The organism is Kribbella sp. DT2 (assembly GCF_049844575.1).
Taxonomy (GTDB): domain Bacteria; phylum Actinomycetota; class Actinomycetes; order Propionibacteriales; family Kribbellaceae; genus Kribbella.
On record NZ_JBNCLH010000026.1, the window covers coordinates 1 to 953 of the forward strand.

Genomic DNA, 953 nt, shown 5'->3' on the forward strand with positions numbered 1-953 from the left:
CTAGGGCGTGTCTGCTAAATCCGGGCGGCGCTGTCGTTGATGATTGGTTGGTGCTTCGTTCTGGTGTGATTTCTGATGAGTTGTGGGCGGTGATTGAGCCGGTGTTGCCGTCGGGTGCCGGCCGCCGAGGTCGTCCCTGGAATGACCACCGGATGATGCTGGAGGCGATTGCGTGGCGGTTCCGAACCGGGTCTCCGTGGCGCGATCTACCAGCCGATTTCGGCGCCTGGCAGTCGATCTGGGAGCGTCACCGGCGCTGGTCGGCCGACGGCACCTACGCGAAGATGTTCGCCGCGGTCCGCGCGGCCGCACCCGCTGACGGACGTCGGTTGGTGGAGCTGATCTCGGTGGACTCGACTAGCATTCGGGCCCATCAGCACGCGGCCGGCGGCCGGTTCCACGACGGCCGAGTCGACACAGGGGGCGGGATCGAATCACAAGAATCTGCCCGGCGAACCGGCTGACCACGCCCTGGGTCGTTCCCGCGGCGGATGGACAACGAAGATCCATGCGCTCACCGACCAGTTCTGCCGACCACTCACCGTCTTGCTCACCCCCGGCCAAGCCGGCGACAACCCGATGCTGGCACCACTGCTGACCGCACACAGAGCAGCGAACCGAGACCAGCGATTCCGCCTACTGGCGGACAAGGCCTACACACACTCCTCGACCCGCAAACACCTACGGGCGTTGAAGATCTCACACACGATTCCCGAGCGCTCCGACCAGATCGCCCACCGCAAGTCGAAGGGATCACTCGGCGGCAGACCACCCGCCTTCGACGCCGACATCTACCGGCACCGCAACACCATCGAGCGCGGCTTCAACCGCCTCAAACACTGGCGCGGCGTCGCCACCCGGTACGACAAGTACGCCCTGACCTACCTCGGCGGAGTACTCCTCGCCGCCATGATCACCCACCACCGCATCCACAATTAGCAGACACGCCCTAG

Annotated in this window: 1 pseudogene; it reads left to right on the forward strand. The window is 65.2% G+C overall.

What is annotated here, in order from left to right:
- Positions 1-50: 50 nt before the first annotated feature.
- Positions 51-939 (forward strand): annotated as a pseudogene (locus tag ACLQ2O_RS41910) (IS5 family transposase).
- Positions 940-953: the final 14 nt, after the last annotated feature.